The following is a 24,998-nucleotide window of genomic DNA, read 5'->3' on the forward strand; positions in this document are numbered from 1 at the left end:
AGCGCGTCGCGCGCGGCGCGCGCGCCTCAAGCCTGCCGCAGGCGCCGCGCCAGGTGCTCGCCCAGCCGGTGCGCCAGCGCCATGATGGTCAGGGTCAGGTGCTTGTCGGGCAGCACCGGCACCACGCCACCGTCGCAGACGTACAGGTTCTCGAGCCCATGAGCCTTCAGGTCGGCGTCCACGACGCCATCGCGCGCGCTGCCGGACATGGCGGTCGTGCCGGCGTAATGGATGCCCGTGCCGCTGTTGTCGCGTGTGGTGTGGTAGAGCGTCGCGGAGGCGCGGCGCAGCACCTTGCGCCCCCAGGCCATCATGGCGTCCATCTGCTGGTGCGCGCGCGCCGGCACGGAAAAATCGATATCGACCTGCGCAATCCCCCAGGCGTCGAGCGAGTCTCCCGGCCTCACCCGATTGCCGGGCAGAGGCTCCCCCGCACAGAACAGCCCCAGCGTCATATAGCTGTGGAACATGGCGCGCGCGAGCCGGTCCTTCAGTCCCGCGCCCAGATGACGCATCGAGCCCAGATAGTGCGGCGTCGTGGGGATGCCGTGAATCGCGTGGCCAATGAAGGGGAACTCCGAACCATCAGGCAGGCGCCCGCGTGACAGCAGGATCAGCAGATCACCGTAGCCGATATCGTAGTCGCGGCGCTTGCCCCAGAGCTTGTAGAGCGAAGTGGACAGCACGACTTTGGGATTGTCCTGCAGGCGCCGGCCCACTTGGTCCTCGTGGTTCGCCAGGCCCTGCGGGCATCGTTCGTTGGCCGAATTGAACAGGATGCGCGGCGTCTCAACCGCGCCGGCCGCCAGCACGACGCACCGGGCGCGGACCCGGTGGCGCTCGCCGGTGGCGACGTCCAGGTATTCCACCGCGGTCACGCGCCGGCCATCGTCGTCGATCAGCAGGCGCACGACCTTGGCGCCGGTGCGCAGGCGATAGTTGGATCGGCACGCGATCGAGGGCAGCAGTCTGACGGAGAACTTGTAGACCGCACCCACCGGACAGCCCGAAGTACAGATGCCGGTCGAGATACAGCTATGCGGCGTACCCTCGCGCGTGTTGATCGCCTTGCGATTGGGAATCGCGTGTGAATGGGGTTCGCCCAGGGCGCGCACCGTCTCGACGATGATCCGGTCCGCGGGCCGCAGCGGCTTGGGCGGCACGTAGTGCCCGTCGGGCAGTTCGGGAAGGCCCTCGCGAGTCCCGCAGACCGTGATCAGTTCCTCGACGGCATCATAATGCGGCTCGAGCGTGGCGTAGTCGATGGGCCAGCCGCGCAGGTCTTCCGGCGAAAAACGCACGCTCACCCCGTTCCACAGGTTTTGCAGGCCGTTGAGCGCGAGGACCTGGAAATGCTGGAATCCACCCGGGCGTCTTGCGGTCGATCCGGTCCGGCCATCCGCAAACAGCGGGTGGATGAACAGGCTGTCATGGGGGTCGTTGGGCCAGACCGTTTTCGGTCCGATGCCCAGCGTCTCGCCGCCATCGGGAGGCATGACACGGCTGAACTGATCGTCGGGCAGCGCCGGTCCCTGCTCGAGGGACATCACATCGATGCCGGCGCCGGCCAGCGTATGGGCGAGAATGCCGCCGCCGGCGCCGGTGCCGACGATGCAGACTTCGCAATCGAACTCAGCCATGGTTTGGCTCCTCGGCATTCGGTCCTTCGCCGACCGAAGCGAGGAATGCCGGCGAGGCGTAGCGCACGTGCTCGAGGAACATCGTCAGTACCCGCCCCTCCGCGCCCAGTGCGTGGCGGCTCAATTCGGATTGGCCGACACGCAGCCAGATGGCGTGCAGGGCCACCCGCACCTGGTGGTTGTCGTAAGCCAGCGCGGCGACGCGCGCGGCCATGGGTAGCAAGTCCTCTCGATAGGGGCTCATCCCGATCAGGGCCTGAACCAGCCCCTCGGCCCGTTCACGCGGCAGGGCGAGGCTGGCCTCGACCGCCCGCATATCCGGCGCCGGCGCGGTCATGCCGGGACGCAGCAGGCGCAGGGCTTGTCCCGAGGCGAGGTGGGCCTCGATGGCCTCCAGCGGCACGCCATTGGTCTCGGGGACATAGCGCCGCGTAAAAAACAGGCCGACGAAACAGACCAGCGCATAGAAGGCGAAGACGCCCCCCAGCCCGAAGGCCGCGACCAGTATCGGGAACGAGAATACGACAACGAAATTCAGCCCCCAGTTGGCCAGCGTGGCCATGCTCATGCCCAGGGCGCGGATATGCCGTGGATACACCTCGGACATCATCACGTAGGGCAAAGGTCCCAGGCTGGCCGCGAACGCCGCGATGTAGGCGATCAGTCCGACCACGGCGATGAGGTCGAGCCACTGCGCCTCGGTCCAGGCGCCCAGCGCGATCAGCGCCAGGCTCGCCGCGGCGCCGCCAAAGCCGATGAACAGCAGCGGCTTGCGGCCGATGCGGTCGATCAGCGCCATGCCGACGAGCGTCATGAGGACGTTGACTACGCCGATGCCCATGGTGGCCAGGACCTGGGTGCCGTGCGAGTCGAATCCAGCTTCTCTGAAGACGGTGGGCGCATAGTAGATGACCGCGTTGATGCCGCTGAACTGCTGCAGCGCGAACAAGCCGACGCCGACAATCAGCGCCGGGCGTACGCCCTGGGCGAGAAGGTCGCGCCACTGCGCGCCCTTCTCGCTCCGGACGGACTGGTCGGCCGCCATGATCTGCCCGAGTTCGCGCTCGATTTCAGGGTCGCCGGACACTGCGCCATGCAGCCGCGCCAGCGCCTCGCGGGCCGCCTCGGGGCCGCGTCGGCTCGCCAGCCAGCGCGGCGTGTCGGACAGAAACAGCATTCCCGCGAACAGGGCCAGGCCCGGGACGGCACCCAGCAGGAACATGGTGCGCCAGTCGTCGTCGAATGCGTAGTTCACGACATAAGCGCCCAATATGCCCAGGGTGACCGCCAATTGGTAGATCGACACCAGCATGCCGCGCTGGCGCGCGGGCGCGCTTTCGGCGATATACAGGGGCGCCACCAGCGCCGCCACGCCCACCGCGAAACCCAGTATCAGCCGCGCGGCGCTCAGCATCCAGACCGCCGTGATCTGGCTGGAGGCCACTGCGCCGAGGACGAACAGCACGGCCGCGGCGATCAGCGAGGTCCGCCGCCCGTAGCGCTCGGCGCTCCAGCCGGCGGCGAGCGCGCCGAACAAGGCCCCGAGCGGGACGGCGGCCGTCATGAAACCCTCCGCGCTCGGGGTGATGGTGAACGCTTCGCGCAGATAGCCAAGCGCGCCGGCGATGACGCCTTCGTCGAAGCCAAAAAGAATCCCCGCCAGGCCGGCGATGATGGCGACGACGTAAATCATGACAGGACCCCGGCCGCGACCTTGCGCATGGCGGTGGAGATGTCCTCCACGTCCTCATCCGAAAGGCTGGAGGCGATGGTTAGCAGCGCGCCGTTCGCATGCAGCGCATCACAGCCCGGCAACACCCCGGCGCGGTAGTCGTAATCCTTGGCGAAGGCGTTGGCGGGATGTGTCCAGGGATGCCCGTCGCGGCTGTTCGACCGGCGGTTCACCAGGCTCGGAATATTCGAGTACCAGTGCAGGCCCCATTCACGCATGGTCAGGCAGGCCAGGCTGCCCGCCGGACCTGCGATGCCCTCGGCGCGCAGCGCACTGACGAAGCGCGCGGCCAGCGCTTCGTCGGGCAGGCTCATCAGCAGGAAGGGACCGGTGTCGCCCCCCGGGTCGAGGATGCGCCGGAACGCCAGTCCGGGCGTGCCTTCGAGGGCCTCGCGGATGCGCCATTTGGCCGAGCGCATGGCACTGGTGACACGCGGCAGCTTGCGTAGCTGCGCCAGGGCCATGGCGCCGGTGAGTTCATGCATGCGCGCGCCCACTCCCCAGAGCTGGATGTTCGGGTCGTTGGTGTCGAGCCGCCCCGCCGATGTGCGTGGATAGCCGAGATCGTGCAGGGCCACGATTCGTCGAAACAATGTATCGTCTTGGCAGACGACCATGCCGCCCTCTCCCGAGGTCATGTTCTTGTTGAGCTGAAAGCTGAAAATCCCGATATCGCCAAAGCGCCCGACCGACGTGCCGTTGAAGCTCGCCCCGGCGGCCTGGGCGCAGTCCTCGATCAAGGCCAGCCCACGGTCTCGGCAGAATCTCGCGATGCGATCGATGCGGCCGGGCGCGCCGCTCATGTGGACACACAGGACCGCGCGCGTGTGCGGCCCGATCTTGCGCTCGAGGTCCTCGGGGTCCAGGCAGAACGTGTCGTCAATGTCGACCAGGCGCGGGATGGCGCCAGCGCGCACGATCGCCGAGACGCAGCTCACCCACAGATAGCCCGGCACCATGACCTCATCGCCTGGCCCGATCTCGAGCGCGGACATGGCGATGCTCAGCGCGGCCGTGCCCGAGGACACGCCCAAGGCGTGCCGATGCCCGAACGCGGTTTTCCATTCGTTCTCGAAGGTGTCCACCATCCCCTGGAGGTCGGGGCCGTAGAAGCGGAAGGGGCTGCGGGCGAGGATCACGCGCTCGACAAGCTCGCGTTCCTCCTCGCCGATCCAGTGCGTGCCGGGCAACTCCCAGGGCAGTGGCCGAGTACGCACGGGGGTGCCGCCATCGATCGCCAGGCGGCCATCGTCCAGACGGGTGTCTTTGCTTGCTGTATCTGCGCTGCGCATGGAAAGCTCCTCGGGATGAGTCTAGTCCGGCGGCGTGCCACTCTGTACAGCTTACGAAAGACCCGTCGTGAGACACCGACTCCAGTGGGTTTTGTAGCGTGAGTTTGTAGCGAAGAAACAAATTTAAGTATAATTTAGTCTAGTTGTAAAGATTTTTTATCACGCACGGACCACTTGTAGACCCCTTGGTTTCGCGCCACTCTTGCGCCAGCCAGAATCTCATTTCCGCGAGTACTCGCCATGCCGAATCCCACGCTGCGGATCGCCTTTCTGGTCTCGTGCGCAGGCGTGCTCTTTGGCTACGGCATCACTTCCATCGCGGGCGTGCTCGATACGCTCAGCCCCCTGTTTTCACTGGATCTGCGCGAAACCCAATTCCTGGTGTTCGTGCTGGTGGCCGCCTGTTTTGCGGGTGCGGCCGCAGCCGGGCCCGTCTCGCTGCGCTGGGGCCGCCGGCCGGCCATGGCCGCGGCCACGCTGGCATCCGCTTGCGCCTATGGGTTTCTGCTCAGCGCCCCGACGCTGACGGGATTGATCGCGGCACGCGTATTGGCGGGCCTGTCGATCGGGCTGTATTCCATGGTTGTGCCGATGTATGCGGCCGAGACCGCCCAGGCCGCGCGGCGAGGCGCCGTGGTGGCCTTGTTCCAGCTCGCCATCACGGGTGGCATCCTGCTGTCCTACGGCCTGGGGCTGTGGCTGGACGCCGCTGATCAATGGTCTCTAGTGCTGGGCGCCGGCCTGGCACCGAGCGCGCTGGCGGCGCTTGGACTGGCGGCCTTGCCCGAAAGCCCGCGCTGGCTGGCCGCGCGTGGGCGCCGCGAGGAGGCGGCGCGCGCCGCCGCGCGCCTGGGCCTGGCGGGCGAATGGCTGGCCGCAGCCGAACCGGCGACAGCGATCCGCCCCGGGCTGCGCCAGGGACGCGTGCTGGGAGTGCTGATTCTCTGCAGCGCGCTGTTCATCCTCCAGAACCTCAGTGGAATCGACGGCATCCTCTATTACGCGCCACAGATTTTCAAGGGCCTGGGCTTCTCGGCCGGCAGCGCGGCGCTGGGCGCCACATTCGGCCTCGGGCTGGCGAACTTCCTGGCCACGCTCGCCAGCGTGGTGCTGGTCGATCGCCTCGGACGCCGCCGGCTGTGGATCGGCGGTTCGGCCGTCATGGCCGTCGGGCTGGCGGCGGTCATCTTCGCCGCTCGTGACGGCTCGCCATGGCTCGGGCTGGTGGGCCTGTGTCTCTATATCCTCGCCTTCGCGGTCAGCCTGGGTCCCCTGCCCTACGTCCTCATGTCGGAACTGTTTCCCAGCGCCTTGCGGGAAAAAGGCATCGCCGCCGCCTCGGCCGTCAGTTGGCTGTTCAATGCCTTGATCGCCCTGACCTTTCTGTCCATCGTCGAAACCGTGGGCCTGGATGGCGCCATGCTGCTGTTTTTGGTGGTCTGCCTGCTATCCCTGCTGCTGGGAATCCGGTTTTTGCCGGAAACCCGGCACGTGTCGCTCGAGGCCATCGAATCGCGGGTGCTCGAGGGCCTGCCGTTACGCGAGCTGGGCGTCGGCCAAGAGGCGTCCCGCGTGTGACGTCCGACTATTGCAGCACGAAGCCTTCGATCTCGAGCAGCCGCGCCTTACGATCCAGTCCGCCGCTGTAGCCGTTCAAGGCGCCACCGGCGGCCAGGACGCGATGACAGGGGATGATGATGCTGATGGGATTGTGGCCGACGGCGGCTCCAACCGCCCGGCCGTGACCCGTGCCCAGGCCCGCCATGCGGGCGAGTTCGCCATACGAGACGGTCTGGCCGAGGGGAATCTCGAGGAGCGCCTTCCAGACCGTTTTTTGGAACGGCGTGCCCTCGGGCGCCAGCGGGATGTCGAAAATCCGGCGCCTGCCATGCACATACTCAGACAGCTCGAGCCGGGTCTGGCGAAACACCGCCAGCGCGCTTTCGGGGGTGTCCGCTTGCCTGAGCTCGAGTGCTCCTCCGTCGAAATCGTCCGCCGTGACGTCGGTGGCGGCCAGCGCCTCGAACAGATCACCAGACGGGTCCCGACGCCGCACCTTGAACGTGCGCATGGGTCGCCCGTCGAGTTCGCCCGCGGCTGGATCGAAGTGCGCGGGCCGCATGGGCGCGGCCCCCGGCAGATCGGGGCAGTCCCGCTGACCGACGAAGTACAGGCCCAGCAGGCTGGCGCCGTCCGAGCGCAAGAGGACCGGGCCCAGCGGGGACGGGATCACGGCATGGAAATACATGTTGTGATTCTGATGGCAGCTCGCCGGCCCTGTCCGCATCAAGCGGCGGCGGCCGGGGTGTCGGCCAGGCGCTGCCAGGTGTCGACGACCGTGTCCGGATTCAACGACATCGACAGAATGCCCTCGTCCCGCAGCCACTGGGCCAGGTCCGGATGGTCGCTGGGGCCCTGCCCGCAGATGCCGACGTATTTTCCAGCCTTCAGGCAGGCCTGGATGGCGCGACGCAGCATGAACTGCACCGCCTCGTCGCGCTCGTCGAAATCGGCCGCCAGCAGCTCGAGCCCCGAATCGCGGTCCAGGCCCAGGGTGAGCTGAGTCATGTCGTTGGAACCGATCGAGAAGCCGTCGAAATACTGCAGGAACTGCTCGGCGAGGATGGCGTTGGAAGGCACCTCGCACATCATGATCAGGCGCAGGCCGTTTTCACCGCGCTTGAGGCCATGCGAGGCCAGCAGATCAACCACGCGTCGCGCCTGCCCGAGGGTACGCACGAACGGCACCATGATCTCGACATTGGTCAGCCCCATGTCATCGCGGACCTTCTTGAGGGCCTCGCATTCCATGCGGAAGCATTCTTCGAAATCCTTGGCGATATAGCGCGAGGCGCCGCGAAAGCCCAGCATCGGGTTTTCTTCCTCGGGCTCGTAGCGCGAGCCGCCGACGAGTTTGCGGTACTCGTTGGACTTGAAGTCCGACAGGCGCACGATGACCGGCTTCGGGTAGAAGGCCGCGCCGATGGTGGCCACACCCTCGGCGAGCTTCTCGACAAAGAAGGCGCGCGGGCTGGCGTAGCCGCGCGCGGCCGATTCCACGGCTTTTTTCAAGTCGCTGTCGACATTGGGATAGTCGAGCACGGCCTTGGGGTGCACGTTGATGTTGTTGTTGATGATGAACTCGAGACGGGCCAGGCCCACGCCGGCGTTGGGGATCTGCGAGAAATCGAAGGCGAGCTGCGGATTGCCGACATTCATCATGATCTTGACGCCGATCTCGGGCATCTGACCCCAGCGCACCTCCTCGATCTCGGTCTCGATCAGGCCGTCGTAGATCCGGCCTTCGTCGCCCTCGGCGCAGGACACGGTCACCTCGCGGCCGTTGGCCAGCACGTCGGTGGCGGTGGCGCAGCCGACCACGGCCGGAATGCCCAGTTCGCGCGCGATGATGGCGGCGTGGCACGTGCGTCCGCCGCGATTGGTGACGATGGCCGAGGCGATCTTCATGACGGGCTCCCAGTTGGGATCCGTCATATCGGTCACGAGGATGTCCCCCGGGCGGACCTGGTCCATTTCGGTAACGTCGGCGACCACCCGCACCGTCCCAGAGCCGATCTTTTGGCCGATCGCCCGGCCGGTGATCAGGACCTCGCCGGTGGCCTTGAGGCGGTAACGCTCCTGGATGTCATGGTGGCCTTGTTGGGACTTGACGGTCTCGGGGCGCGCCTGGAGGATGTAGAGCTTGCCATCGATGCCGTCGCGGCCCCACTCGATGTCCATGGGGCGCTGGTAGTGGGCCTCGATGATGGCGGCATAATGCGCGAGTTCGATGATCTCGTCGTCGGTCAGCGAGTAGCGGTTGCGCTCGGAGGCAGGCACCTCGGCGGTGCGTACCGCGTGCCCCGAGGCGCGCTGCTCGTCGAATTCCATTTTGATCAGCTTCGAGCCGATGCGCCGGCTGATGATGGGGTAGTGGCCCGAGGCGAGCATGGGCTTGAACACATAGAACTCGTCGGGGTTGACCGCGCCCTGGACCACGGTTTCACCCAGGCCGTAGGACGAGGTGATGAACACGACGTCCTTGAAGCCCGACTCGGTATCCAGGGTGAACATCACGCCGGCGCTGCCCTTGTCCGAACGGACCATGCGCTGGATCCCGGCCGAGAGGGCGACCTCGGCATGGGCGTAGCCCTTGTGCACACGGTACGAGATGGCACGGTCGTTGTACAAGGAGGCGAACACGTGGCGGATCTTGTCGAGAACCTCGTCGATGCCGACCACGTTCAGGTAGGTTTCCTGCTGGCCGGCGAACGAGGCGTCGGGCAGATCCTCAGCGGTGGCCGACGAGCGTACGGCGAACGAACCCTTGCCGTCGGCGTCCAGCGCCGCGAATGCCGTGCGGATGGCGTGCTCGAAATCGGCCGGAAACGGGGTGTCGATGACCCATTGGCGAATCTCGGCACCGGCCTCGGCGAGCTCGCGCACGTCGTCCGCATTGAGCACATCCAGGCGTTGATTGATGCGCGCATCCAGCCCGGTCGATCCCAGGAAGTCGCGAAAGGCATCGGCCGTGGTCGCGAATCCGCCCGGCACCCGGACCCCGGTGCCGGCGAGCTGGCTGATCATTTCACCCAATGATGCGTTCTTGCCTCCTACCGAGTCCACGTCCGTCATGCGGAGCTGCTCGAAAGATACGACGTACGACATAGAGTCACCTTTAAAGATAGAGAAAGCGTGTTTGCCCGGCGCACACAGGTTTTGGATCGCTGGCGGCGATGTTTTGTGCCATGCAGTATGTGCGCCCGGCAAACCAGCCTTGCTTGCTGGTCGGGTGACTGTTAATCTTTGCGGATTGTACCGTTTCTGATGCCTAGTAGCTTAAATTCATGGCCGAATCCCCAATCGAACGCACCGTCTTCATCGTCTCCGACAGCACTGGAATCACGGCGGAAACTTTCAGTCACGCCGTGCTTTCACAGTTCGAGCAGGTCCGGTTCGAGGCCGTGCGGCTGCCCTTCATCGACTCGATCGAAAAGGCCGATGCTGCGGCGCAACGTATCGCCCAAAAAGCCAGCCAGGACGCCCTGCCGCCGCTGGTCTTCAGCACGCTGGTCGATTCCGAGATCGCGGACCGCATCCGCGGAGAGCCCTGCGTGTTCCTGGACCTGTTCGGCGCCTTCGTCCAGCACCTCGAGGAAGCCCTCGGCATGAAGTCCAGCCGCTCGATCGGGCGCTCGCACACCAACGGGCTTTCCAAACAGTACAACAAGCGAATCGAGGCCATCAATTTCAGCCTGGCCCACGACGACGGCCAGTTCGTCGACGGCCTCGAGCAGGCTGACGTGATCCTGGTGGGCGTCTCGCGCTGCGGCAAGACTCCGACGAGCCTGTACCTGGCCATGCAGTACGCGGTCAAGGCGGCCAACTTCCCCCTGATTCCCGAGGATTTCGACCGCGGCGCCCTGCCCCACACGCTCCATCCTTATCGCCGGAAGTTGTTTGGCCTGTCGATCCATCCCGAGCGCCTGGCCGAGGTGCGCAACGAGCGCCGGCCCAACAGTACCTATGCGTCGCTGCGCCAATGCCGCCAGGAGGTCGCCGACGCCGAGCGCCTGATGCGCATGGAAAACATCCCCTGGCTGTCCACCACCACGCGCTCGATCGAAGAGATCTCGACCAAGATTCTCGACGAAGTGGGCCTCGACCGCCTGACCTACTAGCGGGCACGGGGGCCGCTCAAGCGCCGTAGCCGAACAGGCGGGGCAGCCAGAGCGACAGGCTCGGGAAAAAGATCAGGAATCCCAGGCAGACCACCAGCCCGAACAGAAAGGGCAGCACCTCACGCACGATGTCGCGCAATGGCACCTCGGCGATCCGCGTCATGATAAAGAGCAGCAAGCCGTAAGGCGGGGTGACCAGCCCGAGCATGATGTTGACGATGCAGACGACGCCGAAATACACCAGGTCGATGCCCAACGCATTGGCCGTCGGGATGAGCACCGGCAGAATGACCAATATGATCGTCGTCCCCTCGAGTATGCAACCCAGCAGCAACAGGATCACATTGACGAGAATCAGGAAGCCGATGGGCGAGAGGTCCCAGCCGGTCAAGAAAACCCGGAGCGCTTCCGGGATGTTCTCGATCGTCACCACGTAATTGAAGACCAGGGCCCCCGCGATCAGCATGCCGATGGAGGCGCTGGTGCGCGCGCTCGCCAGCACGGAATGATAGAACTCGGAGAAAGTCACGCTGCGGTAGAGGCCGGCGGCGATGAGCAAGGCGTAGCCCGCCGCGACCGCGGCGGCCTCGGTGGGCGTCGTGATGCCCGAATAGATGCCGCCCAGGAGCACCACCGGCATCATCAGTGCCGGAAAAGCCTCCACCGTGATGCGCGGCAACTCGCGCAAGGGTGTCGGCGGCTCGACTGGGAACTGCCTGTGCCTGGCCTGATAAGCCACCTGTACCATCAGGAACAGCGTCATCAGCAGCCCCGGCACCACGCCCGCGAGAAACAGGTAGCCGATCGATGTATCCGAGACGAATGCGTAGATGATCATCGGAATCGAAGGTGGGATGATCGGCCCGATCACCGCGGTCACCGCGGTCAGGGCCGCCGCATAGCTCGGCGGGTAGCGGTCGCCGTCGGTCATCAGTTTTTGCATGACCTTCCCAGACCCCGCGGCATCGGCGATCGCCGAACCCGACATGCCGGCGAAAATCAGGCTCTGCAGGACATTGACCTGCGCCAGACCGCCGCGAAACCGGCCGACGAGCGCATTGCAAAATTTCAGCAGCCGGTCGGTCATCGAGCCGATGTTCATCAACTCCGCGGCCAGTATGAACAAGGGCACCGCCAGAATGATGTAATTGGACATCATTCCATTCAAGAATTGCTCGGCAGCCGTCCCCATGTCGAGGCCGGCCAGCCCGAGGTATAAAATCGAGCCTGCAATCATCGCGTGCCCGACCGGCAGGCCGAGAAACGCGAGGGCGGTGATGGCAAATAGCGATATGGAAAAGGGGCTCGCAAAGTTCATACGCCGGACCCCGCCTTGGTGGGGTCGTAGGCATCGCGATCGTGGCCTCTGAGCACACGCCACGACAGCCAGATATAGCGGACGATGATGCCGATCACGAACAGGATGTAGATCGAATAGAGCCAGTCCAGGCGGATATTGAGATAGGAGCTCTTTTCGACCTTCATGAAGGTCACATAGTCGACCACGGCCGGAAAGGAAATGCCGTAGAGCAGAATGATCGAGACCGCGGTGATCAGGAACATCGCGCTGCGAACCCTGGGCCCCGCCATGGACAGGATCAGGTCAAAGCGCATTTCCTCTTCTTCCCTGACGACAAAGGCCGCTCCCCAGAGCACGATCCATATCCACAGCGCCGAACTGAGTTCGCTCGACCAGCCGCTGGGCCAGCTCAGGATATAGCGAAAGAACACCTGAACGAGAAAAGCGAAGAACATCGTCGCCAGCATGAGGGCGAGGACATTTTCAGCGCGGCGGTAGAGCCAGCCGCCTATGGAGTACACAATTGGGGGCATCTCTGGCCATTCCTGGAATGATGAAGGAAACAGGAGCCGCTGGCCGATGATTCATCGGCCAGCGGAACCCAGGGACATGCCGTGTATCAGAGGGCGTTGATCTTGTCGATCATGCCGGGGATCCATTCCTTGGAAAGGTCGGACGCCAGGTAGGCCTTCTGGACGTGCGTGCGGAAGGCATCGAGGTCGGGCGTATAGAGCTTCAAGCCCTTGCTAGCGAAGGAATCCGCGAGCTCTTTTTCGCGCGCCAAGTGCCGTTGCGTCGAGAAGTCGATGGCCGAATCGGCCGCGGCCTGGACCTTGGCCTGGACATCGGGGCTCATGCCGTTCCAGACTTTCATGGATACCGTGAGCAAGTCGAACGCCACGAGGTGCGAGGACAGGACGATCTGGCTCATGACCTCGTAGAATTTCATGTTTTCGACGTTCGGCAGGGGGTTGTCCTGGGCGTCGATCGCACCCGTTTGCAAGCCCGTGTACACCTCGGCGTACGCCATCGGTGTCGGGTCGGCCCCCAGCGCCTTGCCGAGGAACTGCCAGGCGTCGCCGGCGGGCATGCGCAGCTTGATCCCTTTGAGATCGGCGGGCGTCATGATTTTCTTGTCAGGCTTGAGGCCGAGCTGGCGCACCCCGTAATAGGTCGGCCCCAGGACCTTGACGTTGAGCTTTTCCTCGGACATTTTTTTCAGCTCGGCGGCCTCGGGGCTGCGGAAGAACTTGTTGACGTGCGCAGCGTCGCGAAATAGATAACCCGCCGTCACGATGGACCATGCCGGTAACTGCTTGGACATGTCCTGCGGCGCGACGTTACTCATTTCGAGATTGCCGCGCTGCAGGGCGACGAGCTCGGTGCCCTGCTTGAACAGTGTGCCGCCGTAATACCCTTCGAAGACGAAATCGTCTTTGACCCCGTCAGCGAATTTTTTCATCATTTGCGCGCGGATGTCCTGATCCGAGAACACCGCCGAAAAGCGGAGTTTCGGTTTGTCCTTGGCCATGGCCGGCAGGGCGGCCGCCGCCGCAAAGAGTCCGGTACCGATTAGAACCTGGCGACGCTTGATACTTGGTGTCATGTCTTCCTCCTGAGGCGAGAGATTGGCGTGTCGAAATCCAATGTGTTTGGCATCCGCCTTGGAACCCGTGCCGGCGTATTAACCAAACGGTACATCAAGTTCGCTCAGTGTATATCATGCAAGCCGAAAAAAATCGGAAACTCTGGTTACCCCTAATGTGAATACCGTCAGGCGGGCCGGCGCGCGAGACTTAGCCGCTGGCGCCGCTGTTCGAACAGACATACCGCCGCCGCCGCGGCCACGTTCAGGGACTCCACCGCATCGGCCTGCGGGATCCGCACCCTCAGGGTCGCGGCGCCGGCCAAGGCCGGATCGACCCCCGCGCCTTCGTTGCCGAAAACCCAGGCGCAGGGCGCGCGCAGGTCCAGGGCATACAAGTCGCGAGCCGAATCCAGCGTCGCGACTGCCAGTGGAATGTCCAGTCGATCGAGAGCGGCGTGCAAATCCACGCCTTCGTGAATTTGCAGTGAAAAATGAGCACCCTGCCCCCCGCGCAGGGCCTTGGCAGACCAGGCCGCAGCGCATCCCGGCGACAAATGGGCCACGCGCAAGCCGGCCGCCGCCGCGGTGCGCAACAAGGCCCCCAGGTTTCCCGGGTCCTGGACCCGGTCGAGCCAGAGGCAGGATTCGGCCATGCGCGCGGGCGGCTGCGGGCGCGGTGGTTCGACCAGCAGGAACAATCCCGGCGGGCCATGCGCGAGCGGCGACAGGGCTTGTGCCAGGGCGGCCTCGAGCGTGACATGGCGTTCGGCGACGCCCATGAGCCAGCGGCCATCGGCGGTGCCCGCCGCCCGCTCGTCCAGGATGGCCAGCGGTGCGGCTCCGTAACGCTCGACCCAGGCGCGGCACAGGTGCTCGCCCTCGAGCAGGACGCGCGACTCCGCGCGCGCGGCGCGCCCTTGGGCCAGCCGCAGCCACAGGCGGTAATCCGGGTTGTCGCGCGAGGCGATGTGGCGCGGGGCGGCGGCGCGCGTCATGCGTCCACCAGGCTGCGACGCACGGGCGCGAAACTGCGCCGGTGTTCCGGACACGGGCCGTATTCGGCCAGCCGGGCCAGGTGCAAGGCGGTGCCGTAGCCCTTGTGACGGTCGAAGGCGTACAGCGGATAGCGCCGATGCAATTCGAGGCACCAGGCGTCGCGCGCCGTCTTGGCCAGGATCGAGGCCGCCGCGATCGAGGGTTCGCTCGCATCGCCGCCGATCAGGGCGCGCGCCACGCACGGCAAGCCCGTGGGCAGGCGGTTGCCGTCCACCAGGATCAGGCCGGGCACGATGTCCAGGCCCCGGCAGGCCGCCCGCATGGCCGCCAGCGTCGCCTGCAGGATATTGATGCGGTCGATCTCGGCGGCCTCGGTCCACGTAATGCGCCAGGCCAGGGCTTGCACCTTGATCTGAGCGGCCAGGACTTCGCGGCGCGCGGCAGTGAGTTTCTTGGAGTCGTCCAGGCCGGCGATAGGCCGGTGCGCATCGAGGATCACGGCAGCGGCGAACACCGGCCCTGCGAGCGGCCCGCGCCCGGCCTCGTCCACGCCCGCCACGAGCAACTCGTCGCCGGGCATGGGATCGAACAAGTCAGGCTGGCCGGCCACCGCAGACCTCCAGGATCGCCTGGGCGGCCAGGCCTCGCGTATCTCGGCGTAACGACTCGTGGATTTCAAGGAAGCGGCGTGCGACCGCCTCGCTGTGGCCCCGATCGCTCAGCGCCCGCCAGGTGTGCTCGGCCAGCGCCTCGGGTGTGGCGGCCTCCTGCAAGAGTTCCGGCGCGACGAAATCCCGCGCCAGTACGTTGGGCAGGCCGACCCAGGGCACGCTCGGCGCGTCCTGACCGGACTTCCAGGCCATGATGCGTCGCATCCACGGCGAAATCACGTAAGAGATGACCAGCGGACGCTTGAACAGGGCCGCCTCCAGGGTAGCCGTGCCGCTGGCGGCCAGCACGGCGTCCGCCGCCTCCATGACATGCCAGGCGACCGGCCAGGCAACCGTCTGCGAGTCCGCCGCCCCGCCGCCCGGCACGGCATCGAGCACCCGGCAGGCGGGCAGCGGATGGGCGCGCAGCACCGCCTCGAACTGGGTGCGGCGCTGGGGATTGACCATGGGGACGAGGACCAGCAGCTCTGGATCCTCGCGCGTCAGGCGCCGCGCCGCCTCGAGGAAACGCGGGGCCAGCAGGCGAATCTCGGACTCGCGGCTGCCGGGCAGCAGACCCAATACGCGGCGGCCGGGCTCGATGCCCAGGCGACGCCGGGCCGCCTCGCGGTCGGGGCGCAGCGGGATGAGCTCGGCCAGCGGATGGCCGACGTAGGTCACGGGTACACCATGTTCGCGATAGATCTCGACCTCGAAGGGAAACAGCACCAGCATGTGCGAGACCGCGCGCCGGATCGCATGGATGCGCTCGAAGCGCCAAGCCCATATCGAAGGGCCGACGAAATGCACGGTCGGGATGCCCGCCGACCGCAGTTGCCCTTCGAGGTGCAGGTTGAAATCGGGCGCGTCCACCCCGACAAACACGTCGGGGCGCTGCGCCAGCAGGCGGGCGCGGGTATCGCGGTAGGTCTGGATGAGGCGCGGCGCGCGCCGCAAGGCGTCCACGTAGCCGAACACCGACAAGGCGTCCATGGGATGCCAGGCCTCGAACCCGGCGCGCGCCATGGCCGGCCCGCCAATGCCCATCAGGCGCGCATCCGCTTCCCGTTCCCGTACACCCTCGATCATGCGGGCGGCCAGCAGGTCGCCGGATGGCTCCCCAGCCACCACGCCGACGCGCACGGTCATGGCGCCCTCATGGGCGCACGATGCCCCGGCTGGACTCGGCGAGAAAATCCAGCAGGGCCTGGATGGCCTGGGCCTCGCCGGGCTGGGTGGATTGCAATTCGCCCAGCGCGTCGATGGCCTGTTCGACATTGAGCTTGCGCCGATAGAGGATCTTGTAGGCTTCTTTGAGTGCGAGGACGTCGGCCGGCGTGAAGCCGCGCCGCCCCAGCCCCTCGGAATTGATGCCCACGGGACGGAAAGGGTCGCCTGCGCCGATCATGTAGGGCGGCACGTCCTGGCGCACCGAGCTCGTGCCACCGATCATGGCGTGCGCGCCAATGCGCACGAACTGGTGCACGGCCGACAGGCCGCCGAGGATGGCCCAGTCGCCGATGTGGATGTGTCCTGCGAGCTGGACGCTGTTGGCGATCACCACATGGTTGCCGACCTGGCAGTCATGGGCGATGTGGACGTAGGCCATGATCCAGTTGTCATCGCCCAGGCGCGTGGTGCCGACGTCCTGCTGGGTGCCCAGATTGACGGTCACATACTCGCGAAAGGTATTGCCCGCGCCGATCTCGAGATGCGTGGGCTCGCCTTGGTATTTCTTGTCCTGCGGAATGCCGCCGATCGAGCAGAAGCGGTAGAAATGGTTGTTCGTGCCGATGGTGGTGCGTCCGTCGATCACGCAATGCGGGCCGACGCGGGTGCCCTCGGCAATCCGCACGTGCTCGCCGATGATGCTGTAGGGACCGACGCTGACGTCGTCGTCCAGTTCGGCGCCCGGCGCGATGATGGCCGTGGGGTGGATCTGGACCCCCATTATTCCTCCAGGATGCGGACGGCGCACATGATCTTGGCTTCGGCCGCAATCTGGTCGCCCACCTTGGCCACGGCGGTGTACTTGCAGATCGAGCGGCTGAGCTTGTCGGCCGAAACCTCCAGGCGGAGCTGGTCCCCTGGAACCACCGGCCGCCGGAAACGCGCGCCGTCCACACCCACCAGGTAGTAGGCGATCTTGGTGCTGGCCAGATTGGGAGCCCCGGCGTCGGCGAACGAGAACAGCGCCGCGGCCTGCGCGAGGGCCTCGATGATGAGGACGCCGGGCATCACGGGATGGTGCGCGAAATGCCCCTGGAAAAAGGGCTCGTTGTAGGTGACGTTCTTGATCGCCACGATACTCTTGCCAGGGTCCATCTCGAGCACGCGATCGACCAGCAGCATCGGCTGTCGATGCGGCAAGCGCTCCATGATGTCTTTGATATCAAGTTCCATCTATTTTTGTCCTGCTAACGATACGAAAGCGTCCATGCCCATGATCCGCGCGATAGTCAGCCCTGGCCTTGGCGCTCGATGGCCCGCAACCGCTTGCGCAGCTGCGCCAGTTGCCCGATCACCGCCGCGTTGCGCTGCCATTCGGCGTGTCCGGCGGCGGGAAACACCCCGGTGTACCGACCCGGCTCGAGGATATCGCCGGTCACGGCGGTGCCGCCTGAAATATGTACGTCGTCGCCCAGGGTCAAGTGGCCCGCGAACATCGCCGCGCCGCCAATGACACAGCGCTTGCCCATCGTGGTCGATCCAGCGACGCCCACGCATGCGGCCATGGCGGTGTGGTCGCCGATGTGGCAATTATGGCCGATCATGATCTGGTTATCGAGCTTGACGCCGTTGCCCAGAACCGTGTCCTCGATGGCGCCACGGTCCACGGTCGTATTGGCGCCGATCTCGATGTCATCGCCCAACAGAACCCCGCCCAACTGCGCGATCTTGGACCAGGCGCCGGTGTCTTTGCCGGGATCCGGCGCGAATCCGAAGCCATCGGCTCCCAGGACCACGCCCGCGTGCAGGATGGCACGGTCGCCGACGCGTACGCCATGGTAGAGCGTCACGCGAGCATGCAGGATGCCGTCGCGGCCGATCACGCATCCCGGCCCGATCACGCACCCTGCCCCGATGCGCGTGCCGGCGCCGATGCGCACGCCCGCCTCGATCACAGCGAGCGGCCCGACGCTGGCCCCGGGCGCAATCTCGGCATCCTCGGCAATGACCGCCGATGGGTGGATACCCTTGGGCAGCCCCTGCTGGCGCCGCTGATCGAACCATTGGGCGAGCAGCGCATACATCAGGTAAGGTTGGCTGCACAGGACGGCAGTCCATGCCGGCGCTGGGCCGGCGGCGCGGACCGCCTCCCAGTCCTGCGGGCGCAGGATCACGGCGGCCGCCCGCGAGCCGGCGAGTTGATCGGCCAGCTTGGGATTCGAGAGAAAGCTGATTTCCAGGGGGCCGGCCCCCGACAAGGAACCGATGCCGGCGATCCGGATGTCACGCCCGCCGCCAGATTCGCCCAGCGACCAGTCCAGCCCTACGATACTAGCCGCGTTGAGGAGCTCGGGCAGGTCGGGCGCCTGATCCGGCGCGAGCAAAACCGGCATCGCAAATCAGCCGCCCAGCGCCTGGATGACCTGGTCGGTGATGTCGACGCGAGGGCTGACCGTGACGGCGTCCTGGATGATGAGATCGTAATCTTGCTGCTCGGCTATTTTCTTGATTGCCGCGTCCGCCTTTTCGACGATGGCGGAAAATTCCTCGTTGCGCCGGCGGTTGAAGTCCTCTTGGAATTCACGACGCTTGCGCTGCAGGTCGGAATCCAGGTCGGCGAGCTGGCGTTGGCGCTTGATGCGCTCGCTCTCGGACAGCACGGGAGCATCCTTGTCGAGCTTCTGGGCCTGTGCCCGCAGATTGTTGGCGAGCTTTTGCAGTTCATCGTCACGGCGTTTGAACTCGGACTCGATCTTGGCCTGTGCTGCCTTGGCCGGCTTGGAATCGCGCAGGATGCGCTCGGTGCTGACAAAGCCGATCTTGGTTCCCTGCGCATAGGACGGGGCGACGAATAAGGCCCCGAGCCCCAGCACGGCGGCGACGGCGAGCGTCCGGTGGCCGCGCACGGCGCGTTCAGTCAACCCTGAAAAATTCAAACCTGAAAGGAACATGATGAAGGATCTACCTTGCGAGTGATGCGAATGTGAAAGAGTTATTGTGCCATCAAACAGTGGGAATCAGAAACCGGTCCCGATCTGGAACTGGAACACCTGTTTCTGGTCGCCTTCCTTGGCGTTCAGGGGCCTGGCCACCGACAATTGCAGCGGACCCAGGGGGGATTCCCAGGACAGGCCCAGGCCGGCGGAATATTTCCAGCCGCAGGGATCCTCGACATTGTTGCCGATTCCCCTGGCGCAGTCGGAGCCGTCGGTGGTCGTGACCTGGCCGATGTCCGAGAACATGAACCAGCGCAGGGTGCGGTCGCGCGAGGCGCCGGGGAACGGCAAATAGAGCTGGACATTGGCGTACATGCGCCGCGAACCGCCGAGGTATGTATCCGTGAGCGTGTCGCGTGGGCCCAGGGACGCGCCCTCGTAGCCGCGCACCGAACCGATGCCGCCGGCGTACATGTTCTTGATCACCGGGAAGCTCTTGCCGCCGTAGGCCTTGGCCCAATCGATCTGGCCGTTCACGGCGAACGTGTAGGCACGGCCCAGCGGCCAGTAGTACTGCTGCTGGCCTGAGAGCTTGTAGTAGCGCAGGTCCATCGTCGAGAAATCGGCCGACAGACGCGTATAGCTGCCCTTGTTGGGCGCGACCGCGCTGTCGCGGGTATCTTTTGCCCAGCCCATGGTGAAGATGCCCGCGTTGGTGGTTTCGCCGTATTCGTCGACGAAATCCTGGTAGGCCTGTGGCGCGGGATTGTCGCCCGTGCGGCGAATGTCCTTGAGCGAGTTGCGCTCGAGCGTGAAGCCGGCGAACACCCGGTCGAATTCCGAAATCGGCACCCCGAAATTCAGGCCCAGCCCCATGGACTCGATCTTGTACCAGCCCAGCGAGTCGCTGTCCGAGGCATCGTAAGGCGTGATGCGGCGATAGTACAGCGAGGTGGTTTTGCTGATGCCGTCCTTGGTCCAGTACGGATTTGTGTGGCTGATGACGGCGGCGCGATTGGACTTGCTGGTATTTAGCTGCAGCGACAGCGAATTGCCGCTGCCAAAGACGTTGTCCTGGCTGATGCCTGCCGAAAGCATGAGTTTTTCGGTCGAGCCGTAGCCCACGCCGAGGTTGATCATGCCGGTGGGCTTTTCCTTGACGTCCACATTGACGTCGACCTGGTCCGGCGATCCGGGCACCGGCGTGGTATCGACGTTGACCTCGCTGAAATAGCCCAGCCGGTCGATGCGATCGCGCGAGGTCTTGATGTTGCCCGCGTCGTACCAGGCGGCCTCCTGCTGGCGCATCTCGCGGCGCACCACCTCGTCACGCGTGCGCGTGTTGCCACCCACCTGAATCCGGCGTACGTACACCCGCCGGCCCGGGTCGACATAGAAGGTCAGCTTGGCCACGTGGTTTTCGCGATCGAGCTCCGGATTCGGGTTGGCGTTGGCGAATGCATAGCCCAGGCCGCCCAAATAATCGGTAATGGACTTGGCGACGGCATTGGTCTTGACGGCGGAGAAGACCTCGCCTTCCTTGATGGTCACCAGGGGCTGGAGCTTGTCGTCGAGCCCCAGGAGATCGCCCGCCAACTGAACAGTGCCCAGGGTGTAGGGCTCGCCCTCATGGACGGTCATGGTGATGTAGATTTCGCGCCGGTCCGGCGAGATGGTGACCTGGGGCGGCTCCATGGTGAACTCGAGGTAGCCGCGGTCCAGATAGTACGAGCGGATGCGCTCGACGTCGCCCTCGAGCTTTTCGCGCGAATATTTGTCGGAGCCCGTATACCAGGTCATCATGCCCGAAGTCGTGAGCTCCATCTGGTCGCTGAGCGTGCCCGAGGAAAACGCCTTGTTGCCGATGAAGTCGATGCGTGCGATCTTGGCCACATCGCCCTCGAAGATATCGAAGCTCACGCCCACGCGATTGCGCGGCAGCGGCGTGATGATGGGGTTGACCTCGACCCCGTACTTGCCCTTGGACAGGTACTGCTGCTTGAGCTCGAAGACGGCGCGCTCGAGCATGGCCTGGTCAAAGATCCTGCCCTGGCCGAAGCCGACCTGCGAGAGGGACTTGGTCAGCGCCTTGGCATCGAACTCGCGCATGCCGTTGAAGGTGATCGACGCGATCGTCGCGCGCTCGTCGACGGTCACGACCAGCACATTGCCCTGCGCATCGATTTTGACGTCGTTGAAGAACCCGGTGGCGTAGAGCTTCTGGATGGCCTCGCCGGCCTGCTCCTCGGTGAAGGTCTGGCCGATCTTGACCGGTAGATATGTGAAGATCGTGCCCGGATCGACGCGCTCTATTCCTTTGATCTGGATATCGCGCACCACGAAGGGGGTAAAGGCGGCGGCGATGGCCGGGGTCATCAAGGCAGCCAGGACGAGCGGCAAAACGTATTTTGCGGAACGAGACTTTGGTCGAAACGACATCCTGGTGAATCCTTGGTCAGCCGTGAAAGGGACAACGCATGAGCGATGCGGGATTGTAAGTCACAACGACTCTAACTGAAAAGGCGGACTAGATCATTGAAAAAAGCCAACGACATCAAACCGAACAGCAAGGCGATGCCGATACGCTGGCCGGCCTCGCGCGCCCGCTCGGAGACCGCCCGCCCGCGGATCGCCTCGATCAGATAGAACAACAGGTGCCCGCCGTCGAGCATGGGGATCGGCAGGAGGTTCAATACGCCGATGCTGATGCTGATCAGGGCAAGGAATCCGATGTAGGGCTCCAGCCCCAGGCGCGCGGTCTGGCCCGCATAGTCCGCAATCGTCACCGGCCCGCTGACGTTCCTGAGCGATGCCTCGCCGATGAGCATGCGGCCCATCATGCGCAGGCTGAACCCGGTCATCTCCACGGTGCGCGCCACCCCCTGCCACAGGCTGTCCACCGGCCCCAGCCGACGCTCGACCATGGGCCGCTCGCCCTGCACCAGGACACCGATCCGGCCAATGGCGGCCCCCTGCCCGTCTTGCGCCGGGCGGGGCGTGACCTCCAGCGTGAGCTCGGCGTCGTCGCGGCGCACGCGCAACGACAGCGCCTCGCCGGGATGGGCACTGATGACTTCGATCATGGTCGCCACGCTGGGATGTTCCACCCCGCCGATGGCTTCCACCAAGTCACCGGCGCGCAGGCCCGCCTGTTCGGCGGCGCCGCCGGGGGTCAGCTCGCCGAGCCGGGGCCGTGCGTCGGCCAGCGCCAGGCCGGCCGCGGCCAAGGGGTCCGGGCCGTCCGGCGCCACGTCGCCAGCCTGTGTGTGCAGGCGCAGCCCGCGCGGCGGCCCGCCATCGGCCGGACGCACGGAGAGGGTGATCTCGCCCCCCCGGACGATCGGGCCGAGCAGGCGCCAGCGCGCGTCGTTCCATGAGTGCACCGGCGTGCCGTCGACCTCGAGCAACTCGTCTCCGTCCGCAACCCCGGCCTGCGCCGCGGGGGTGCCCGCGGCGGGCGCCGACAGAATCGCCGCGGGCTCGAGCGTTCCCATCACGCCCAGGCCCGTGTACAGCAGCACCGCCAGCAGGAGGTTTGCCAGCGGACCGGCAAGAACGACTGCACTGCGTTGGGCGAGGCTCTTGCGGTTGAAGGCTTCGTGGCTCGCGCTCTCGTCGGCACCGGGGGGCGGATCGTCGAGCATCTTGACGTAGCCGCCCAGCGGAATGGCCGACAAGGCCCATTGCGTGCCGCGGCGGTCTGTGCGCTGCCAGAGGATCCGGCCAAAGCCTACGGAAAAGCGCAGCACCTTGACGCCGCAGCGCCGTGCCACCCAATAGTGGCCGAACTCGTGAAAAGTCACCAACAAGCCCAGGGCGAAGGCGAAGGCAAGCAGGGTCAGCGCCATGTCGAGTCCGCCGTCAATCTGTGGCGTGGCACAGGTCGGCGGCCATGCGCCGCGTCTGGGCGTCCAGGGCCAGAATGTCGTCCAGGGAGCCCGGATCGCCGCCGGAGCGCGTAACGGAATCATCCAGGCAACGTTCGATGATGTCGGGGATCTGCGTGTAGCGGATGCGGCCGTTCAGAAAGCCGTCGACCGCGATCTCGTTGGCCGCGTTCAGCGCAATGCACGCGGCCTGCCCGCTGCCCAGGGCGTCGAGTGACAGACGCAGGCAGGGGAAGCGCAGCAGGTCGGGTTCCTCGAAATCCAGGCGCCCGAGCCGAGAAAGTTCGAGCAGGCCGACGCCGCTGTCGATGCGCTCGGGAAAGCCCAGGCCATAGGCGATCGGCGTGCGCATGTCGGGCTGGCCGAGCTGTGCCAGAATGGATCCGTCCTCGTACTCGACCATGGAATGGACTACGCTTTGCGGGTGGATCACCACCTGGATACGCTGCAAAGGCATGGAAAACAACCAGTGCGCCTCGATGACCTCCAGGCCTTTGTTGAGCATGGTGGCCGAGTCCACTGAGATCTTGCGGCCCATGCGCCAATTCGGGTGCGCGCAGGCCTGTTCGGGCGTGACCCCCTCGAGCTGATCCAAAGCGACGCGACGAAACGGCCCCCCCGAGGCGGTCAGCAACAGGCGGCGCACGCCGGGCGCGGGGTCCGCGGGGGCGTGCGCCCGCGCCGCGCCGCGCGGCAGGCACTGGAAAATCGCATTGTGCTCGCTGTCGATGGGCAACAGCTCGGCGCCGGCCTCGCGCACGGCGCGCATGAACAGATTGCCCGCCGCCACGAGGGCCTCTTTGTTGGCCAGCAGCACCCGCTTGCCGGCGCGGGCCGCGGCCAGCGCGCCCGGCAGGCCCGCCGCGCCCACGATGGCCGCCATGACCGCGGTCACCTCGGGATCGGCCGCCGTGTCGGCGAGCGCCTGGGCGCCCTGACGCAGCTCGGGCGGTCTGCGACCGGCGGGCCAGGCCGCCATGAAGCGCGCGCGGGCGGCATCATCGGGCACCACCACCACGCGAGCACCCGTCCGCCAAGCCTGCTCGGCCAGGGCCTCGATGCGGCTGTGGGCGCTGAGGGCATAGACCTGGAAGCGATCCGGATGGCGCGCGACGACGTCCAGCGTGCTGACGCCGATCGAGCCGGTCGAGCCCAGAATACAAAGTCGGTGCATGGCGTGCATGGTCAATTGATCAGGAACAGCAAGGCGATTGCCGTCACGGGCAGAACGGCATCTATCCGATCGTACACCCCGCCGTGCCCCGGCAGCAGGCGGCTGGAGTCCTTGACTCCGGCGCGCCGCTTGAGCAGTGACTCGAACAGGTCGCCAATGATGGACCAGGCGGCCAGCAGAACGCCGGCCGCCAGCACCCAGGCCGTCGAACCGAGCTCGAGCAGGCGCGCGCCGTAGCTCTCCGGCCACCACCAGGCGGTGACCAGCAGCCAGGCGGTCGCCGCCGCCACGCCGCCGCCGGCGCCCTCCCAGGTCTTGCCGGGGCTCACCCGCGGCGCGAGCTTGTGGCGGCCGAACGCGCGCCCGGTGAAATACGCCGCGATGTCGGCGCACCAGATCAGGGCCAGCAAGCTCACCAGGCACTGGGCTCCGAAATCCAGGTAGATCCTGGCGAGTGCATACCAGACCGCGAACAGCGCCAGCACGGCACAGCCGGCGAGGACCCGAGGGCCGAACGGCGGCAGCGGCCGGGCGCACAGCACCATCAGCGTCGCCGGCAGCACCCAGAACAGGGCGGCCAGGGGGACCAGTGCGCGCTCGAACAACGGCGCCCACGGCGGGGCCTGGTCTGGATGAAATTGCAGCCAGGAGGCCGACAGGCCCAGCATCAGCAGGACGCACAGTGCCGGGATCAGCCGGCGCGGCCAGGCTGAGGGCAGCACCAGTCGGATCCATTCCCACAGGGCGCAGCCCGCGGCCACGGCCAACAAGATCATCAGCGGCCAGGGTCCAGGCGCGGCAAGCACGCCGGCCAGAACGGCCAGCAGAATGATCGCGGTGAGGATGCGCTGTCCGAGCATTCGGTTTCCTAGCGCAGGCTCACGCCAGCGGTCCGGCGCCGCCAGCCTTGCAGGCACGGGCATGCGCGCGGCGACGCGCGTGCTGATGATCA

General features: G+C 65.8%; 21 protein-coding genes. 2 read left to right on the forward strand and 19 right to left on the reverse strand.

Annotated elements, in window-relative coordinates; translation table 11 throughout:
- Window positions 1–26: 26 nt before the first annotated feature.
- Genes ABS761_RS06375 through ABS761_RS06385 form a run of 3 tightly spaced genes read right to left on the reverse strand, consistent with a single transcriptional unit; the run spans window position 27 to window position 4,664 of the window.
- On the reverse strand, window positions 27–1,640 hold the full coding sequence (locus tag ABS761_RS06375; RefSeq protein WP_350407299.1) for a GMC family oxidoreductase: 1,614 nt from the start codon (window positions 1,638–1,640) through the stop codon (window positions 27–29).
- Complete coding sequence (locus tag ABS761_RS06380; protein WP_350407300.1) at window positions 1,633–3,333, reverse strand: sugar porter family MFS transporter; 1,701 nt, start codon at window positions 3,331–3,333, stop codon at window positions 1,633–1,635. The genes ABS761_RS06375 and ABS761_RS06380 overlap by 8 nt, the downstream gene beginning before the upstream one ends.
- Complete coding sequence (locus tag ABS761_RS06385) at window positions 3,330–4,664, reverse strand: DegT/DnrJ/EryC1/StrS family aminotransferase (protein ID WP_350407301.1); 1,335 nt, start codon at window positions 4,662–4,664, stop codon at window positions 3,330–3,332. Before ABS761_RS06385 ends, ABS761_RS06380 begins: the two co-directional genes overlap by 4 nt.
- Window positions 4,665–4,904: 240 nt before the next feature.
- On the opposite strand from ABS761_RS06385, the gene ABS761_RS06390 reads away from it, so the two are divergent.
- Window positions 4,905–6,242, forward strand: coding sequence for a sugar porter family MFS transporter (locus ABS761_RS06390; protein WP_350407302.1), 1,338 nt, complete (start codon window positions 4,905–4,907; stop codon window positions 6,240–6,242).
- A gap of 7 nt (window positions 6,243–6,249) precedes the next feature.
- On the opposite strand, the gene ABS761_RS06395 is transcribed toward ABS761_RS06390, so the two are convergent.
- Window positions 6,250–6,912 (reverse strand): methylated-DNA--[protein]-cysteine S-methyltransferase, encoded by a 663-nt coding sequence (locus ABS761_RS06395; RefSeq protein WP_350407303.1) that lies wholly within the window; start codon window positions 6,910–6,912, stop codon window positions 6,250–6,252.
- A 38-nt stretch (window positions 6,913–6,950) separates the two neighbouring features.
- Window positions 6,951–9,332: a phosphoenolpyruvate synthase gene (gene ppsA, locus ABS761_RS06400; protein ID WP_350407304.1), complete on the reverse strand. Its 2,382-nt coding sequence runs from the start codon at window positions 9,330–9,332 to the stop codon at window positions 6,951–6,953.
- Window positions 9,333–9,511: 179 nt separating this feature from the next.
- On the opposite strand from ppsA, the gene ppsR reads away from it, so the two are divergent.
- A complete protein-coding gene (gene ppsR, locus ABS761_RS06405) occupies window positions 9,512–10,345 on the forward strand; it encodes a posphoenolpyruvate synthetase regulatory kinase/phosphorylase PpsR (protein WP_350407305.1) in 834 nt (277 codons plus the stop codon).
- 16 nt (window positions 10,346–10,361) lie between these two features.
- On the opposite strand, the gene ABS761_RS06410 is transcribed toward ppsR, so the two are convergent.
- From ABS761_RS06410 to ABS761_RS06475, 14 genes are all read right to left on the reverse strand, one after another.
- Window positions 10,362–11,663: a TRAP transporter large permease gene (locus ABS761_RS06410; RefSeq protein WP_350407306.1), complete on the reverse strand. Its 1,302-nt coding sequence runs from the start codon at window positions 11,661–11,663 to the stop codon at window positions 10,362–10,364.
- A complete protein-coding gene (locus ABS761_RS06415) occupies window positions 11,660–12,178 on the reverse strand; it encodes a TRAP transporter small permease (protein WP_350407307.1) in 519 nt (172 codons plus the stop codon). Before ABS761_RS06415 ends, ABS761_RS06410 begins: the two co-directional genes overlap by 4 nt.
- An 86-nt stretch (window positions 12,179–12,264) precedes the next feature.
- Window positions 12,265–13,251 (reverse strand): TRAP transporter substrate-binding protein DctP, encoded by a 987-nt coding sequence (dctP, locus tag ABS761_RS06420; protein ID WP_350407308.1) that lies wholly within the window; start codon window positions 13,249–13,251, stop codon window positions 12,265–12,267.
- Window positions 13,252–13,418: 167 nt separating this feature from the next.
- Complete coding sequence (locus ABS761_RS06425) at window positions 13,419–14,228, reverse strand: TrmH family RNA methyltransferase (protein WP_350407309.1); 810 nt, start codon at window positions 14,226–14,228, stop codon at window positions 13,419–13,421.
- Entirely contained in the window at window positions 14,225–14,809 is a 585-nt protein-coding gene (gene rnhB / locus ABS761_RS06430; protein WP_350407491.1) for a ribonuclease HII, read from the reverse strand. The genes ABS761_RS06425 and rnhB overlap by 4 nt, the downstream gene beginning before the upstream one ends.
- A 13-nt stretch (window positions 14,810–14,822) precedes the next feature.
- Window positions 14,823–16,028 (reverse strand): lipid-A-disaccharide synthase, encoded by a 1,206-nt coding sequence (gene lpxB / locus ABS761_RS06435; protein WP_350407310.1) that lies wholly within the window; start codon window positions 16,026–16,028, stop codon window positions 14,823–14,825.
- A 7-nt stretch (window positions 16,029–16,035) separates the two neighbouring features.
- Entirely contained in the window at window positions 16,036–16,830 is a 795-nt protein-coding gene (lpxA, locus tag ABS761_RS06440; protein ID WP_350407311.1) for an acyl-ACP--UDP-N-acetylglucosamine O-acyltransferase, read from the reverse strand.
- Window positions 16,830–17,282 carry a 3-hydroxyacyl-ACP dehydratase FabZ gene (gene fabZ, locus ABS761_RS06445; RefSeq protein WP_350407312.1) on the reverse strand — a complete coding sequence of 151 codons (453 nt, stop codon included), beginning with the start codon at window positions 17,280–17,282 and terminating at the stop codon, window positions 16,830–16,832. Before fabZ ends, lpxA begins: the two co-directional genes overlap by 1 nt.
- Window positions 17,283–17,338: 56 nt before the next feature.
- Window positions 17,339–18,442, reverse strand: coding sequence for a UDP-3-O-(3-hydroxymyristoyl)glucosamine N-acyltransferase (lpxD, locus tag ABS761_RS06450; protein WP_350407313.1), 1,104 nt, complete (start codon window positions 18,440–18,442; stop codon window positions 17,339–17,341).
- A gap of 6 nt (window positions 18,443–18,448) precedes the next feature.
- Entirely contained in the window at window positions 18,449–19,000 is a 552-nt protein-coding gene (locus ABS761_RS06455) for an OmpH/Skp family outer membrane protein (RefSeq protein ID WP_350407314.1), read from the reverse strand.
- A gap of 66 nt (window positions 19,001–19,066) precedes the next feature.
- The gene (gene bamA / locus ABS761_RS06460; RefSeq protein ID WP_350407315.1) at window positions 19,067–21,424 is read right to left on the reverse strand and encodes an outer membrane protein assembly factor BamA; all 2,358 of its coding nucleotides are present in this window, start codon (window positions 21,422–21,424) and stop codon (window positions 19,067–19,069) included.
- Window positions 21,425–21,495: 71 nt separating this feature from the next.
- Window positions 21,496–22,833: an RIP metalloprotease RseP gene (gene rseP, locus ABS761_RS06465; RefSeq protein ID WP_350407316.1), complete on the reverse strand. Its 1,338-nt coding sequence runs from the start codon at window positions 22,831–22,833 to the stop codon at window positions 21,496–21,498.
- 13 nt (window positions 22,834–22,846) lie between these two features.
- Window positions 22,847–24,055, reverse strand: coding sequence for a 1-deoxy-D-xylulose-5-phosphate reductoisomerase (locus ABS761_RS06470; protein WP_350407317.1), 1,209 nt, complete (start codon window positions 24,053–24,055; stop codon window positions 22,847–22,849).
- Window positions 24,056–24,057: 2 nt separating this feature from the next.
- Entirely contained in the window at window positions 24,058–24,906 is an 849-nt protein-coding gene (locus ABS761_RS06475; RefSeq protein ID WP_350407319.1) for a phosphatidate cytidylyltransferase, read from the reverse strand.
- Between the last annotated feature and the right edge of the window lie 92 nt (window positions 24,907–24,998).

The sequence above is a fragment of the Castellaniella sp. GW247-6E4 genome (genome assembly GCF_040276065.1).
Classification (GTDB): domain Bacteria; phylum Pseudomonadota; class Gammaproteobacteria; order Burkholderiales; family Burkholderiaceae_B; genus Castellaniella.